This is a genomic window from Corynebacterium aurimucosum ATCC 700975 (assembly GCF_000022905.1).
In the GTDB taxonomy this organism is placed as follows: domain Bacteria; phylum Actinomycetota; class Actinomycetes; order Mycobacteriales; family Mycobacteriaceae; genus Corynebacterium; species Corynebacterium aurimucosum_F.
The window spans coordinates 1,193,048-1,208,042 of the sequence record NC_012590.1; the positions used below are offsets into that span (position 1 = coordinate 1,193,048).

Annotated in this window: 14 protein-coding genes; 12 read left to right on the forward strand and 2 right to left on the reverse strand. The window is 61.1% G+C overall.

Annotated features, from left to right (window positions below; all coding sequences use genetic code 11):
- The first annotated feature begins 25 nt into the window (after window positions 1-25).
- From atpA to CAURI_RS05665, 11 genes are all read left to right on the forward strand, one after another.
- Window positions 26-1,666, forward strand: a complete 1,641-nt coding sequence (atpA, locus tag CAURI_RS05620; protein ID WP_010187069.1) for a F0F1 ATP synthase subunit alpha — start codon at window positions 26-28, stop codon at window positions 1,664-1,666.
- 56 nt (window positions 1,667-1,722) lie between these two features.
- On the forward strand, window positions 1,723-2,706 hold the full coding sequence (locus CAURI_RS05625; RefSeq protein WP_010187068.1) for a F0F1 ATP synthase subunit gamma: 984 nt from the start codon (window positions 1,723-1,725) through the stop codon (window positions 2,704-2,706).
- A 3-nt stretch (window positions 2,707-2,709) separates the two neighbouring features.
- Window positions 2,710-4,158 (forward strand): F0F1 ATP synthase subunit beta, encoded by a 1,449-nt coding sequence (atpD, locus tag CAURI_RS05630; protein WP_010187062.1) that lies wholly within the window; start codon window positions 2,710-2,712, stop codon window positions 4,156-4,158.
- A gap of 10 nt (window positions 4,159-4,168) precedes the next feature.
- Window positions 4,169-4,537: a F0F1 ATP synthase subunit epsilon gene (locus CAURI_RS05635; protein WP_010187059.1), complete on the forward strand. Its 369-nt coding sequence runs from the start codon at window positions 4,169-4,171 to the stop codon at window positions 4,535-4,537.
- 186 nt (window positions 4,538-4,723) lie between these two features.
- Window positions 4,724-5,209 carry a DUF2550 domain-containing protein gene (locus CAURI_RS05640; RefSeq protein WP_010187057.1) on the forward strand — a complete coding sequence of 162 codons (486 nt, stop codon included), beginning with the start codon at window positions 4,724-4,726 and terminating at the stop codon, window positions 5,207-5,209.
- Between the two features lie 23 nt (window positions 5,210-5,232).
- Window positions 5,233-5,925, forward strand: a complete 693-nt coding sequence (gene nucS, locus CAURI_RS05645; protein ID WP_010187052.1) for an endonuclease NucS — start codon at window positions 5,233-5,235, stop codon at window positions 5,923-5,925.
- Complete coding sequence (locus CAURI_RS14115; protein WP_080550353.1) at window positions 5,925-6,209, forward strand: hypothetical protein; 285 nt, start codon at window positions 5,925-5,927, stop codon at window positions 6,207-6,209. Before nucS ends, CAURI_RS14115 begins: the two co-directional genes overlap by 1 nt.
- A 10-nt stretch (window positions 6,210-6,219) precedes the next feature.
- Complete coding sequence (locus CAURI_RS05650; RefSeq protein ID WP_010187049.1) at window positions 6,220-6,528, forward strand: thiamine-binding protein; 309 nt, start codon at window positions 6,220-6,222, stop codon at window positions 6,526-6,528.
- Entirely contained in the window at window positions 6,525-7,448 is a 924-nt protein-coding gene (locus CAURI_RS05655) for a tetratricopeptide repeat protein (RefSeq protein ID WP_010187047.1), read from the forward strand. Before CAURI_RS05650 ends, CAURI_RS05655 begins: the two co-directional genes overlap by 4 nt.
- A 205-nt stretch (window positions 7,449-7,653) precedes the next feature.
- Entirely contained in the window at window positions 7,654-9,231 is a 1,578-nt protein-coding gene (locus CAURI_RS05660; protein ID WP_010187045.1) for a peptide ABC transporter substrate-binding protein, read from the forward strand.
- Between the two features lie 47 nt (window positions 9,232-9,278).
- Entirely contained in the window at window positions 9,279-9,677 is a 399-nt protein-coding gene (locus CAURI_RS05665) for an arsenate reductase/protein-tyrosine-phosphatase family protein (protein WP_010187043.1), read from the forward strand.
- A 91-nt stretch (window positions 9,678-9,768) separates the two neighbouring features.
- Here the strand turns inward: CAURI_RS05665 and glgB are convergent, their stop codons facing one another.
- Window positions 9,769-11,889: a 1,4-alpha-glucan branching protein GlgB gene (gene glgB / locus CAURI_RS05670; protein WP_010187041.1), complete on the reverse strand. Its 2,121-nt coding sequence runs from the start codon at window positions 11,887-11,889 to the stop codon at window positions 9,769-9,771.
- 106 nt (window positions 11,890-11,995) lie between these two features.
- Window positions 11,996-14,002 (reverse strand): maltotransferase domain-containing protein, encoded by a 2,007-nt coding sequence (locus tag CAURI_RS05675; protein ID WP_012714997.1) that lies wholly within the window; start codon window positions 14,000-14,002, stop codon window positions 11,996-11,998.
- A 57-nt stretch (window positions 14,003-14,059) separates the two neighbouring features.
- Here CAURI_RS05675 and CAURI_RS05680 point away from each other — a divergent pair, with 57 nt between their 5' ends.
- Complete coding sequence (locus CAURI_RS05680; protein WP_010187031.1) at window positions 14,060-14,908, forward strand: ABC transporter ATP-binding protein; 849 nt, start codon at window positions 14,060-14,062, stop codon at window positions 14,906-14,908.
- Window positions 14,909-14,995 lie beyond the last annotated feature (87 nt).

Genomic DNA, 14,995 nt, shown 5'->3' on the forward strand with positions numbered 1-14,995 from the left:
AGATACTACCGAGAGCAGGAAGAACATGGCGGAGCTGACGATCTCCTCCGACGAGATCCGTAGCGCGATTGCGAACTACACCTCGAGCTACTCCGCGGAGGCCTCCCGTGAGGAGGTCGGCGTGGTCATTTCGGCAGCTGACGGTATTGCGCAGGTTTCGGGCCTGCCGTCCGTCATGGCGAATGAGCTGCTCGAGTTCCCCGGCGGCGTGATTGGCGTCGCACAGAACCTTGACACCAACTCCATCGGTGTCGTGGTCTTGGGCAACTTCGAGTCGCTTAAAGAAGGCGACGAGGTCAAGAGGACCGGCGAGGTTCTCTCCATCCCTGTGGGCGAGGAATTCCTCGGCCGCGTTATCAACCCCCTGGGCCAGCCGATTGACGGCATGGGCCCGATCACCGCTGAAGAGGACCGCGTCCTCGAGCTGCAGGCACCGTCCGTGCTGCAGCGTCAGCCGGTGGAAGAGCCGATGCAGACCGGCATCAAGGCTATTGACGCGATGACCCCGATTGGTCGCGGTCAGCGTCAGTTGATCATTGGTGACCGTAAGACGGGTAAGACCGCCGTTTGTATCGACACCATCCTGAACCAGAAGGCTAACTGGGAGTCTGGCGACAAGAACAAGCAGGTCCGCTGCATCTACGTCGCCATCGGCCAGAAGGGCTCCACCATTGCTGGTGTGCGCCACACCCTGGAGCAGCACGGCGCTCTGGAGTACACCACCATCGTGGCTGCTCCGGCATCCGACGCCGCCGGCTTCAAGTGGCTGGCACCGTTCTCCGGTGCAGCTCTGGGTCAGCACTGGATGTACCAGGGCAACCACGTCCTGATCATTTACGATGATCTGACCAAGCAGGCTGAGGCCTACCGTGCGATTTCCCTTCTGCTGCGCCGTCCGCCGGGCCGCGAGGCTTACCCGGGCGACGTCTTCTACCTCCACTCCCGTCTGCTGGAGCGTGCTGCAAAGCTCTCCGATGACATGGGTGCAGGTTCCATGACCGCACTGCCGATCATTGAGACCAAGGCGAACGACGTCTCCGCCTTCATTCCGACCAACGTTATTTCTATTACCGACGGCCAGGTCTTCCTGGAGTCCGACCTGTTCAACCAGGGCGTCCGTCCGGCAATTAACGTCGGTGTGTCCGTCTCCCGTGTTGGTGGTGCCGCACAGACCAAGGGTATGAAGAAGGTTGCCGGTAACCTCCGTCTCGAGCTGGCTGCCTACCGTGACCTGCAGGCCTTCGCGGCCTTCGCATCCGACCTGGATCCGGCTTCCAAGGCTCAGCTGGAGCGCGGTGAGCGCCTCGTCGAGCTGCTCAAGCAGTCCGAGTCCTCCCCGCAGCCTGTCGAGTACCAGATGGTGTCCATCTTCCTCGCAGACCAGGGCATCTTCGACGTCGTTCCCGTCGAGGACGTACGCCGCTTCGAGAAGGAGCTGCACGACCACCTCAACTCTGCAACTCCGCAGGTGTTCGAGCAGATCCAGGGCGGTACCGCTCTGACCGACGAGTCCAAGGATGCACTTGTTGCAGCAGCAAAGGACTTCACTCCGTCCTTCCGCACGACCGAGGGCAACAACCTCGGCACCGAGGCGCCGGTTGACCCGCTCGCCGCGGATGATGTGAATAAGACCGAGCTCAACGTCTCCCGCAAGACGGCCAAATAGAGTTTCGCACGCTCTAAGAATTAACCGTCTAGAAAGAGAAGGGAGGAGCGAACACCATGGCTAATCTTCGTGAACTGCGCGACCGTATCCGGTCCGTCAATTCCACCAAGAAGATCACCAAGGCACAGGAGCTCATTGCTACCTCGCGCATTACCAAGGCTCAGGCCAGGGTAGAAGCGGCGCAGCCTTATGCACGTGAACTGTCCAACGTGCTTAACAAGCTGGCGGCGCACACGTCCCTGGATCACCCGATGCTCCGGGAACGCGAAGATGCTAAGGTTGCCGCCATTCTCGTGGTCTCTTCGGACCGCGGTATGTGCGGTGGCTACAACAACAACATCTTCAAGAAGGCGGCCGAGCTGGAAGCCCTGCTTAAGAGCGAGGGTTTCGAGACCGTCCGCTACGTGACCGGCAACAAGGGCGTTGGCTTCTACAAGTTCCGTGAGGCCGAGGTCGCAGGCAGCTGGACTGGATTCTCGCAGGATCCGACCTGGGAAAAGACGCACGATGTGCGCCGCCACATTATCGACGGCTTCGTCGCCGGTTCGAATGGCCAGGCCAAGACCCGCGAGGGCATTAACGTGGAGGGCGAGACCGTTCGCGGTTTCGACCAGGTCCACGTTGTGTACACCGAGTTCGAGTCCATGCTGACCCAGACCGCGCGTGTGCAGCAGCTGCTGCCGGTGGTACCGGTTATTGAGGAAGAGGACTACAACATGGGTGAGTCCGCGCTTTCCGACGCCGAGCCGAACAATCAGATCACCCCTGATTACGACTTCGAGCCGGATGCGGACACCCTGATGGAAGCGCTGCTTCCGCAGTACGTGTCTCGCCTCCTATTTGCGATGTTCTTGGAGTCCTCGGCCTCCGAGTCCGCCGCACGCCGTACCGCAATGAAGTCTGCAACCGACAACGCTACCGAGCTGGTCAAGGACCTCTCGCGCGTGGCCAACCAGGCCCGTCAGGCGCAGATTACCCAAGAAATCACAGAGATCGTCGGTGGCGCTGGGGCGCTCGCCGAAAGCGCAGAAAGTGACTAGATTATGACTACAGCTCTGCAAGAGCAGAACACACAGTCGTCGGCTACCGCCGGCCGTGTGGTGCGTGTCATCGGTCCGGTCGTCGACGTGGAGTTTCCGCGTGGCGGGCTGCCGGCACTGTACAACGCACTGACCGTCGAGGTGACCCTCGAGGCTGTTGCAAAGACCGTCACCCTTGAGGTCGCTCAGCACCTCGGTGACAACCTCGTCCGTGCCGTGTCCATGGCTCCGACCGACGGCCTCGTCCGCGGTGCCGCCGTGACCGACACCGGCAAGCCGATTTCCGTCCCGGTGGGCGATGTGGTCAAGGGCCACGTCTTCAACGCCCTCGGTGACTGCCTTGACCAGCCGGGTCTGGGCCGCGATGGCGAGCAGTGGGGCATCCACCGCGAGCCGCCGGCTTTCGACCAGCTCGAGGGTAAGACCGAGATTCTGGAGACCGGTATTAAGGTCATCGACCTGCTGACCCCGTACGTGAAGGGCGGCAAGATCGGCCTGTTCGGTGGTGCAGGTGTGGGTAAGACCGTTCTTATCCAGGAGATGATTACTCGTATCGCACGCGAGTTCTCCGGTACCTCCGTCTTCGCCGGCGTCGGCGAGCGCACCCGTGAGGGCACCGACCTCTTCCTCGAGATGGAAGAGATGGGCGTTCTCCAGGACACCGCACTTGTCTTCGGCCAGATGGATGAGCCGCCAGGAGTCCGTATGCGCGTGGCTCTGTCCGGCCTGACCATGGCGGAGTACTTCCGCGATGTGCAGAACCAGGACGTGCTGCTGTTCATCGACAACATCTTCCGTTTCACCCAGGCCGGTTCTGAGGTGTCGACCCTGCTGGGCCGCATGCCTTCCGCCGTGGGTTACCAGCCGACTCTGGCTGATGAGATGGGTGTGCTGCAGGAGCGTATTACCTCCACCAAGGGTAAGTCCATTACCTCCCTGCAGGCCGTCTACGTGCCGGCCGATGACTACACCGACCCGGCTCCGGCGACCACCTTCGCTCACCTCGATGCCACCACCGAGTTGGACCGTGGTATTGCTTCGAAGGGTATTTACCCGGCAGTGAACCCGCTGACCTCTACCTCTCGTATTCTGGAGCCGTCCATCGTGGGCGAGCGCCACTACGAGGTTGCACAGCGCGTCATCGGTATTCTGCAGAAGAACAAGGAGCTTCAGGACATCATCGCCATCCTTGGTATGGACGAGCTGTCTGAGGAAGACAAGATTACCGTTCAGCGTGCTCGCCGTATCGAGCGCTTCCTGGGCCAGAACTTCTTCGTCGCAGAGAAGTTCACCGGCCTGCCGGGCTCCTACGTGCCGCTGGCCGATACCATCGATGCTTTCGAGCGCATCTGCAACGGCGAATTCGACCACTACCCGGAGCAGGCCTTCAACGGCCTGGGTGGCTTGGACGACGTCGAGGCTGCGTACAAGAAGCTGACCGAGAAGAAGTAGGGAGAGGCACATGGCTGACATCACCGCCGAATTGGTTTCCGTCGAGCGCCTGCTGTGGACCGGAAAGGCCACCATGGTGACGGCTGAGACCACCGAGGGTGAGATCGGCGTGCTTCCTGGCCATGAGCCCATGGTCGGTCAGTTGATCGACAATGGTGTTGTGACCATCCACCCAGTCGACGGCGAGCGCCTCGTCGCTGCCGTCCAGGGTGGCTTCCTCTCCGTGTCCGAGAACAAGATCACCGTCCTCGCTGATTGGTCCATCTGGGCCTCCGAGGTCGATGAAGCCCAGGCACAGGAAGACCTGAAGTCTGAGCGTGAGCTCACGAGGTCCCGTGGCGACGCCGCACTGCGTGCCACTCGCCGCCTCAACAGCTAACGGATGAGCGGAGAGGGAACCGACGGGCAGCAATGACCGCCCTTCCCACTCTCACTTAGGAACCCCACAACCTCGCTAAGAGGGGGTGGGGTTCTTTTGTGTTCTGGGGCAAGGACTAGCGTTGCTTCCGTCAACGGCGGTACAATCAATCCATCGTTTCGTACTCGCTGTGAAGGACATCAATCCATGAATTCTCAGGTGCTTCAGGGGCTATCTATTCTTTTAGGTCTGTGCGCACTGGTCGTTCTGGTTTTCCTCATCCTAGCGGCGGTGCGCTTTTTCACCGTGCGCTCCCGCGGCACGAGCATCCTTTTGCGCCAACTACCGTCGAAGGACTCTCATTCCTGGCGTCATGGTCTCGTGCGCTATGACGGCGAGTATATGGACTTCTTCAAGCTTCGCTCCGTCATGCCGCGCGCCAACAAGCGCTTCAATCGCCTCGACATCGAACTGGGCAGCACCCGCCCAATGGATGATGACGAGGCTTCTTTTATGCCCTCTGGTCACCAGATCATCCGTATTAGCATCGATGGGCGGGACTATGAGATTGCCTCTGATGCGCACGGAATCATGGCCTTGAACGCGTGGGTGGAATCGGCGCCGTCTAAGCGCCAAGAGAAGATGGATTACCACCAGATGCGCCAGCGCGCTACCCGCTTACCAAAGAAATAGCGCCCAACGATAGGGTAGAGGGCATGCGTGTTGTCATCGCCCAATGCTCCGTAGATTACGTAGGCCGCCTGGACGCCCACCTTCCCATGGCCGACCGTCTCATCCTCATCAAAGCCGATGGTTCGGTGTCCATCCATGCGGATGACCGTGCCTATAAGCCGTTGAACTGGATGACACCACCATGCACCTTTGAAGAGTCGGCGATTGAGGATATCGACGGCGAAGACACGGGTGAGAAGCTGTGGCTGGTAGAAAACCCGAAAGGTGAGCAGTTGCGCATCACCATCGCCCAGATCCACCAGGAGATCGACATGGATCTGGGAGAAGACCCCGGCCTGGTCAAGGATGGCGTGGAAGCGCACCTGCAGGAGCTGCTGGCCGAGCACATCGAAACGTTGGGGGAGAAGTACTCGCTCGTGCGCCGCGAGTATCCCACCGCGATTGGTCCGGTAGACATCATGGCTAAGAACTCCAAGAATGAATTCGTAGCGGTCGAGGTCAAGCGCCGCGGCGGAATTGATGGCGTCGAGCAGCTCACGCGCTACCTCGAACTGCTGAACCGCGACGATTTGCTTGCGCCGGTACATGGCGTCTTCGCCGCGCAGGAAATCAAGCCCCAAGCCAGGACACTGGCGGAGGACCGCGGCATCCGCTGCGTGGTCCTGGACTACCAGGAGCTGCGTGGCATCGAATCCAACGAGCTGCGGTTGTTCTAGTGCCACGCCGCAACCGCAGAATTCGTGAGGAGCCGCGCTCCCTACCGCGTGATGGAAGCTCGTTCCTCGGTTCACAGACCGTTCCCGGTCCGCACTGGACCCATGGGGAGCCATTCCTCATGCGGCACGTTGGTAGTTCCGCCGCCCAGAAGTACTACGTATGTCCGGGATGCAACCACAACATCCCTCCCGGGGTGGCGCACATCGTGGCGTGGCCACGGGACACCGGTGGGCGCGCCGATGATCGTCGCCATTGGCACCGGCACTGCTGGGACCGGCGGTAGGATGGCGGGCATGATTGTTGCCTTTTCCGTAGCCCCCACTGTTGTGGGTGATGAAAGCGCTGAGATGTCCGCGGCCGTGGCCGAAGCCGTGCGGGTAGTCCGGGCCTCCGGCCTGCCTAATGAGACCAACTCCATGTTCACCATCATCGAAGGTGAGTGGGACGAGGTCTTCGCGGTCATCAAGGAGGCCACCGATGCCGTGCGCGCGGTCTCGCCGCGCACGAGCCTGGTGATTAAGGCGGATATCCGCGAAGGCGTGACTGGACAGATAACCCAAAAAGTAGATTCCGTTAACCGTTACCTGGAGGAGAATAAGTGACTGGACCGTACGTAGGAGGGGCCCTCGACCTGGGCGCCATCAAGCAGCAGGCGGAGGCCAAGGCGAAAGCACAGGAACAGGGCACTACTGGTGCCTCGGCAGGTGTGCAGCCCTTCTTCGAGGTTACCGAACAGAACTTTGAGAATGACCTGGTGCGCCGCTCTGCGGAGGTGCCAGTTATTGCTCTGATCGGCTCGCCGCGCTCACCTGCCTCCGAGCAGCTCAAGAAAGACTTCGAGGAGATGGCGGCCGCCGGTGGCCTGAAATTCATCGTGGGCTACATCAACGCCGATGTCGTTCCCCAGGTGGCGCAGGTCTTCGGCGTGCAGAATCTGCCTACCACCGTCGCCATCGCCGCCGGCCAGCCCGTCACCAACTTTGAGGGCGGGCAGCCGCGAGAGAACCTAGAGCAGTGGGTAGCGGCGATCGTCGACAAGCTCGGCCCACAGCTCAAGGGCCTGCCCAAGCAAGAGGAGGCTGGGGAGGGCCCCGCAGAGGAAGTAGCGGATCCACGCCTCAGCCTGGCGGAAGAAGCTCTCAACCGCGGTGATTTCGATTCCGCTATTGCCACCTACGAGGAGATCCTGGCTGCCGAGCCAGACAACGTGGAAATCAAACAGGCCCGCGATACCACGCTGCTGCTCAAACGCCTGGACCCAGCGAACCGCAGCGAGGATCCTATCGCCGCGGCGGATGCCGCTCCGGAGGACGTGTCCAAGCAGCTCGATGCCGCCGACGCAGAGGTTGTTGCCGGTGCTCCCGACCGCGCCTTCGAGCGCCTCATCGAGGCCATGAAGCGTACCGCCGGGGATGAGAAAGAACAGCTTAAGACCCGACTCTTGGAGCTTTTTGGGCTCTTTGATTCCGGTGATCCGCGCGTGCTCGCCGCGCGCACGAAGCTAGCGAGCGCGTTGTACTAAGGACGGCGTAGTAATAGGGCCCAGCTTGTGCTGGGCCCTAGAGCGGCCTTTCCGGACGATCGCGGGCTCAACCCTCAGGATTGACTGATTAAGTCCTCTCCTGAGGGTCTTTTTGTGTCGACGCTGGTGTGTGAGGTGCCTCATGCTAAATTCATTTTGGTGTCATAACGCACACTTTGTTTTTAGCTCTTTCAGGAGGACTCTCATGCGCAAGCTCCTCGGCGTCATCGGCGCCACCTCTCTTGCTTTTACCCTCGCCGCCTGCGGAAGCGATAGCTCCGATAGCGCCGGTGGCTCCAACTATGTTCGCGTTCTCGGCACTGAGCCGCAGCAGGGGCTTATCCCCGCGATGACGAATGAGAACGGCGGCGGACGCATCGTCGACATGCTGTATTCCGGGTTGGTGTACTACGACGCTGAGGGCAACGTGCACAACGAGATGGCAGAATCCATTGATCAGGAAGGGGAGAAGACCTACAAGGTCACGCTCAAGCCGGACCTGAAGTTCTCCGATGGCTCCGCCGTAACCGCGGCTACTTTCGTCGATACGTGGAACTACGCTGTAGCCAACGAACAGCTCAATGAGAGCTTCTTCTCCTCCATCAAGGGCTACGGGGAAGGCGTCAAAGAAATGGAGGGCCTCAAGGTCATCGATGAGCGCACCTTCACCATCGAGCTCACCCAACCGGAAAGCGACTTTCCGAGCCGCTTAGGCTACAACGCTTACTTCCCGGTCCCGGCGGCCGCACTGGAGGACCCACAGGGCTTTGGCGAATCCCCGGTGTCGAACGGTCCCTACAAGATCAAGGAATGGAACCACAACCAGAACCTGATCATCGAGCCGAACCCGGAATATAAGGGCGACCGCGCAGCGCAGAACGACGGCATCGAATTTGCCTTCTACGCCGATTCCAGCGCTGCGTACATGGACCTGTTGGCGAATAACCTAGATGTCCTCGAAGCCGTTCCTTCATCCGCCTTCGGCAGCTATGAGCAGGACCTGGCCGGCCGCCAGGAGACCAAGCCGGCTGCCACCTATCTGGAAATGTCCATCCACGTGGAGACGCCACATTTCAGTGGGGAAGAGGGCACGCTGCGACGCAAGGCAATCTCGATGGCCATCAACCGTGAGGAGATCGCGGAGACCATCTTCCATGGCACCCGCACACCGGCCCGCGAGTTCACCTCACCGGTGCTGAACGGATACAATGACAGCCTGCCGGGTTCGGAGAATCTGGACTATAACCCGGAGGCAGCCAAGAAGCTGTGGGCGGAGGCCGATAAGAAGTACGGCGCCTTTGAAGGCACGTTCCCGATCAACTACAACACCGATGGTGACAACAAGGACTGGGCCGATGCGGTGGCTAATAGCATCAGCAACACGCTGGGAATCCAGGCCGTGGGCAACCCTTACCCGGACTTCAAGTCCTTCCGCGATGCCTACCGCACCGAGCGTATGGACGGCGCCTACCGCACGGCGTGGTTCGCCGACTACCCCTCGATGGGTAACTTCCTTGGCCCAAACTTCACCACCGGTGTAGCTTCCAATGACTCGAAGTACTCCAACCCGGAGTTCGATGAACTGATTGTCAAGGCCAACGGCGCCGCGAACGAGGAGGAAGCCGCGAAGCTCTACAACCAGGCACAGGAGCTGCTGCTGCGTGACCTTCCTTCCATCCCGCTGTTCTACCCGAACGTTGTTGGCGGCTGGTCAGAGAACGTCGAGGACGTGACGTTCAACTGGAAGTCCCTGCCGGTGTACTACGCGGTGAAGAAGAACTAGGGATCTGGTCCTACAGGCACACCGCAATATGACTAAAGTGCGGAGGCATGACCTCCGTACTTTTTCTTTGCAATACCAACCGCGGTAAGTCTCAGATGGCGGCTGCCCTAGCTAAGAAGCATGCGCCCGATTGGGAAGTTCACTCCGCAGGCGTAAAGACCACTGAACAGCACCGTGAGCAGGGGGTGAACGCCGAGGCGCAGGCCTCTCTGGCAAAGGTTGGAGCGGACATGGAAGGTACGCCGACGCTGCTTGATGCCGACCTCGCGTCTTCGGTGGATCACGTCATCATCGTCGGTGATGCCGACTATGACGGAATGGCTGAGCGTTGGGAGATTGAGGACCCGTCCGTGCGTGGTCTAGAGGGAGAAGAGCGAATGGATGCGTTGCGCGATGACATTGATGCTCGCGTACGAGCTTTCCTTGATACTCACGCGCAGGACTGAAAACTGAAACTGCCCGAGTTGCCAAAACTAGGGGCTGGAATTCGATCCCAGCGGTGAACTTTGGCAACTCGGGCAGTTGTGCTTTGAGAAACTAGCCACGGAAGGCGTACCACTGCACCGAGTTGGCCGGCAGGTGTAGCTGTACGTGGTTGCCTTCGGAGCGCACGCGGTGGGCTAGGTCGTTGCCGGCGCCTTGGTAGACGGCGTCGTCTGTGTTGATGAGCAGCTCCCATTCACCGTCGCGCGGCACCCAGAGGTCATAGTTCGGCACGGAGCTGCCGGAGAAGTTGCACACCGCCAACAGGGCAGAGCCGTCCTTGCCGTAGCGGACGTAGCCGAGCATGTTGTTATTCGAGTCATCAGCCTTGACCCACTGGAAGCCATCTTGTGTAAAGTCCTGGGTCCACAGGGCTGGCTGTTGCTTGTACACCGCGTTGAGGTCGCGCACCAGGCGCTTGATGCCGTGGTGCCACTCGTTGCCCCAGCCCTCCAAGTTGGACCAGTCCACGGAGTGGCCCTCTGCCCACTCGGTGGTCTGGCCAAACTCCTGGCCCATGAACATCAGTTGCTTGCCCGGGTGGGAGAACATGTAGCCGTACAGCGCGCGCAGGCCCGCGGCCTTGTTCCAGTCATCGCCCGGCATGCGCTCCCACAAGGAGCCCTTGCCGTGAACCACTTCGTCGTGGCTAAAGGGGAGAACGTAGCGCTCCGAGTAGGCGTAGACCATGGAGAAGGTGAGCTCGCCATGGTGGTAGCGGCGGTGAATCGGCTCGTGCTTGAAGTACTCCAGGGTGTCGTTCATCCAGCCCATGTTCCACTTCAGGCTAAAGCCCAATCCACCCTCATGTGTCGGGGCGGTCACCCCCGGCCAGGAGGTGGATTCCTCGGCGATGGTCAGCACGCCCGGGTGGTTACGGTTCAGCGTGGCGTTGGTCTCCTGGAGGAATTGGACTGCCTCAAGGTTTTCGCGCCCGCCGTAGATATTGGGCAGCCATTCTTCGCGGGAGTAATCCAGGTAGAGCATGGATGCAACGGCGTCGACTCGCAGGCCATCCACGTGGAACTCCTCGGCCCAGTACAGGGCGTTAGCCACGAGGAAGTTGCGCACCTCGTTGCGGCCGAAGTCGAAGACGTAGGTGCCCCAATCGGCCTGCTCACCGCGGCGCGGGTCGGGGTGCTCGTAGAGTGCCTGCCCATCGAAGCGGCCCAGCGCCCATTCGTCCTTGGGGAAGTGCGCGGGAACCCAGTCAACGAAGACGCCGATGCCGGCGTTATGCAATTCGTCGATAAGCGCGCGCAGCTCATCCGGGGAGCCCCAGCGCGCGGAGGGAGCGTAGTAGCCGGAGACCTGGTAGCCCCAGGAACCGCCGAAGGGGTGCTCAGCCACGGGCAGCAGCTCCACGTGGGTAAAGCCGTGCTCAATTAGGTAAGGGATGAGCTCTTCACGCAAGGTGTTGTAGTTAGCACCTACCTTCCAGGAGCCGACGTGGAGTTCGTAGACACTCATCGGGACATCGAGGTCCCCGGTGCGCTTGCTCATCCACTCCTCATCGCTCCACTTGAAACTGGAGCGGGCCACTACGGAGGCGGTTTCCGGCGGGGCGATGGTGCGCTTGGCCAGGGGATCCGCCTTATCGATGCGCGGAGAGTTCTTGCCGTGGACCGCAAACTTATAGCACTCGCCTTCGCCCACACCGGGGATGAAGACCTCCCAAATGCCCGTGGAGCCAAGGCAACGCATGGGGTATTGGGTAGGGTTCCAGCCGCAGAAGTCACCGACCACGGCCACGCCCTCCGCGTTGGGCGCCCACACGGCAAACGCGGTGCCTTCGACTACGCCCATGTCGGTGGTATAGCTCTTGAGGTTGGCACCGAGCACTTCCCACAAGCGCTCGTGGCGGCCCTCGCCGATGAGGTGCTGATCCAAGGTGCCCAGGGTAGGCAGGAAGTGGTAGCCATCCGCTACCTCGAAGGCGGGCTGGCCCGGGTAGGTGATACGCAGGCGGTAGTCTGCTTCTTCGGCGAGCGGGGCCTCCCAGATATCATCCCCAACCGCGCGCATGGCGACGGTTTCAGTGGCGGTGACGAGCTCGACGGCTTCGGCACCGGGGCGGCGAGTGCGGACGGTTCCATCGTGCCAACCATAGAAATCATGGGGCGCGTGGTGGCGGCAGTGGTTGAGGCGTTCGAGGTCTGAGGCCGGGATGTTCATACAGACCAAATTACCCAAGAACACCCGCTCGCGGGGCAGAAAAGAAACCCCGCGCTACCCATGAAGGGGGTACGGGTTCAGCGCGGGGTTTCAGTCGCTTTAAAACTTAAGCACGGTAGTCCTTCACACGACGCCACGCAATGCGTTCCTGCAGGTCATGGTGGGCTGGCGGGAGGATGAAGACGTGGGCGACGTCGCGAAGCGGCTCTAGGCGCACGAAGTTGCGGTCGGACCATTCGTAGGCGGCACCACTGATGGTGTCCTGCACCGTGAAGTGATCGCCCGGGTGGCGGCCCACGGCAGCGAGGTCGAGGAAGACCGTGGCCTCCTGCGCATTGCGCGGATCGAGGTTGACCACCACGAGCACCACATTGCCGGTAGCGGGATCGGCCTTGGAGTAGGCGATGATGGCCTCGTTATCGGTGTTGTGGAAGCGTAGCGTGCGCAGCTGCTGGAGGGCCGGGTTTTCGCGACGGATGACGTTGAGCAGACGGATATAGGATTCCAGCGAATCCCCGGACTTTAGAGCTGCCTGGAAGTCACGCGGGCGCAGCTCGTACTTCTCCGAGTCGAGGTACTCCTCGCTGCCCGGCTTGACGGCCTGGTGCTCGTAGAGCTCGAAGCCCGAGTACACACCCCACAGCGGGGAGAGCGTGGCTGCCAGGGTGGCGCGGATGGCGAACATGGCGCGCCCGCCGGTCTGCAGGGACTCGTGGAGGATATCCGGGGTATTGACAAAGAGGTTGGGGCGGCAGATATCGGCCTGCTCCACGTGCATCTGCGCGAACTCCGTGAGCTCGTGCTTGGAGGTCTGCCACGTGAAGTAGGTATAAGACTGCGTAAATCCTGCCTTGGCCAGACCGAAGAGGCGCGGGGCTCGGGTGAAGGCCTCGGAGAGGAAGATGACCTCCGGGTGGGTAATGTGCACCTTGGAAATCAGCCAGTTCCAGAAGTTAGCCGGCTTGGTGTGTGGGTTGTCCACGCGGAAGGTGGTGACACCGGCCTCTACCCAAATCATGACGATGCGGTAAATCTCCGCGTAGATGGCGTCCGGGTCACTATCGAAGTTCAGCGGGTAGATGTCCTGGTACTTCTTCGGCGGGTTTTCGGCGTAGGCAATGGTGCCATCGGCCAACACCGTGAAAAACTCCGGGTTGGTCTTGGCCCACGGGTGGTCCGGGGAGGCCTGCAACGCCAAGTCCAGTGCTACCTCCAGGCCCAAGTCGGCGGTCTTCTTGACCAGCTCCTTGAAGTCCTCCATGGTGCCCAGCTCCGGGTGCGTGGTGGAGTGGTCCTGAATGGCCCAGGGCGAGCCCACATCACCAGGCTCAGCCACCACCGAGTTGTTGCGGCCCTTGCGGTGAACCTTGCCGATGGGGTGGATGGGTGGGAAGTAGACGGTGTCGAACCCCATGGCAGCCACGCGCTCGAGGGCCTGCGCTGTGGTCTTAAACGTGCCGTGCACGGGGTTACCCTCGTCATCCCAGCCGCCGGTCGAGCGCGGGAAGAGCTCGTACCAGGAGTTGTAGAGGGCATCGCGGCGCTCTACCAGGACCTCGTGGATGTCACCTTCGACCAGCAGGTGGCGCAGCGGGTGGTGGTGGAGGATCTCGGCGACCTCCTCGGAGAGCGCGGTACGCACGCGCTTGTCGACGTCCACCGTGTCATCCTTGAGCTCCTTCGACGCCTGAAAGAGCAGCTCCGCCTTATCGCTCGGGCACTGGATGGCCGCCTCCTCGAAGAGCTCGGCGCCGTGCAACAGATCGTTGCTGAGTTCCCGCGCCGATTGCCCCGCCTCCATCTTCTTGACCACCGCGTTGCGCCACGTGGACATCGGATCCGACCAGGCATCGATGCGGAAGAACCAACGCCCGGGAGTCGCCGGAGTAAACACCCCGTGGACTCGGTCCTGGTCTTCCGGGTCCACCGTCATGGTCACGGCGGAGGTGGACGGAGATTCGGTGTTCCACACCGACAGCGTCGCGGCGACGGCATCGTGGCCCTCGCGCCACACCAGCGCGGTGACAGGAACAACCTCTCCGACTACGGCCTTCGAGGCGGCATTACCGGAGAGGGAGGGGCGGACATCGTCGATACCAAGGCGTTGAGTCATGCCCATAGAATAATGCAGCTGTGTCAGTTTCACCGGGGAAGGAAGATATCGGCCACAATGGTGCCTGTGAACACTCCAGAGCAATTGAGTCAGCAAGACCCTGAACTGATGGAAACCGACGAGGATTGGTTGATTGATTTCCGCGGCGTCGAGCTACGACGCGGCGGGCGCACGCTGGTCGGGCCCGTCGACTGGCAGGTGGAGCTCGACGAGCGTTGGGTCATCATCGGCCCCAACGGCGCGGGCAAGACCTCCCTGGTGCGCATGGCCGCCGCCGAAGAATTCCCGTCCGCTGGCGTGGCTTTCCTCATGGGCGAGCGCCTGGGCAAAACGGATATGCGCGATTTACGCGCCGCCATCGGTATTTCCTCCGCGGCCGTCCAGCACCGCATCCCGGACAACGAGCGCGTGGATGATCTCGTTGTGTCTGCTGGCTATGCGGTCCTCGGCCGCTGGCGTGAGGACTACCAAGACATGGACTTCTCCCGCGCCGACGACATTTTGGAACAAGTCGGCGCCGCGCACCTCTCAGAGCGGACCTGGGGCACGCTCTCCGAAGGTGAGAAGAAGCGCGTCATCCTCGCCCGCGCGCTCATGGCCAACCCGGAGCTGCTCATCCTGGATGAGCCCTCCGCGGGCATGGACTTGGGCGGCCGTGAGGACCTCGTGGGCTACTTGGGGGACCTAGCACTCGATGCGGATGCCCCGGCGATTGTTATGATTACCCACCACGTGGAGGAAATCCCTTACGGATTTACCCATGCGATGCTTCTGGATGAGGGTAAGGTCGTGGCCAAAGGACTCATTAACTCTGTCCTGACGTCGGAAAACCTTTCCAAGGCCTTCCACCAACCTATCCAGGTGGATCGCATCGGGGAGAGGTACTTCGCCCGACGAGTCCGCTAACCCGTAGTACATAACTCTCAGTACAAAACCTCGGTACACACCCTCGACGTATACCTCTCGAATTCTGCCCCCAGCCTGCAGACACGG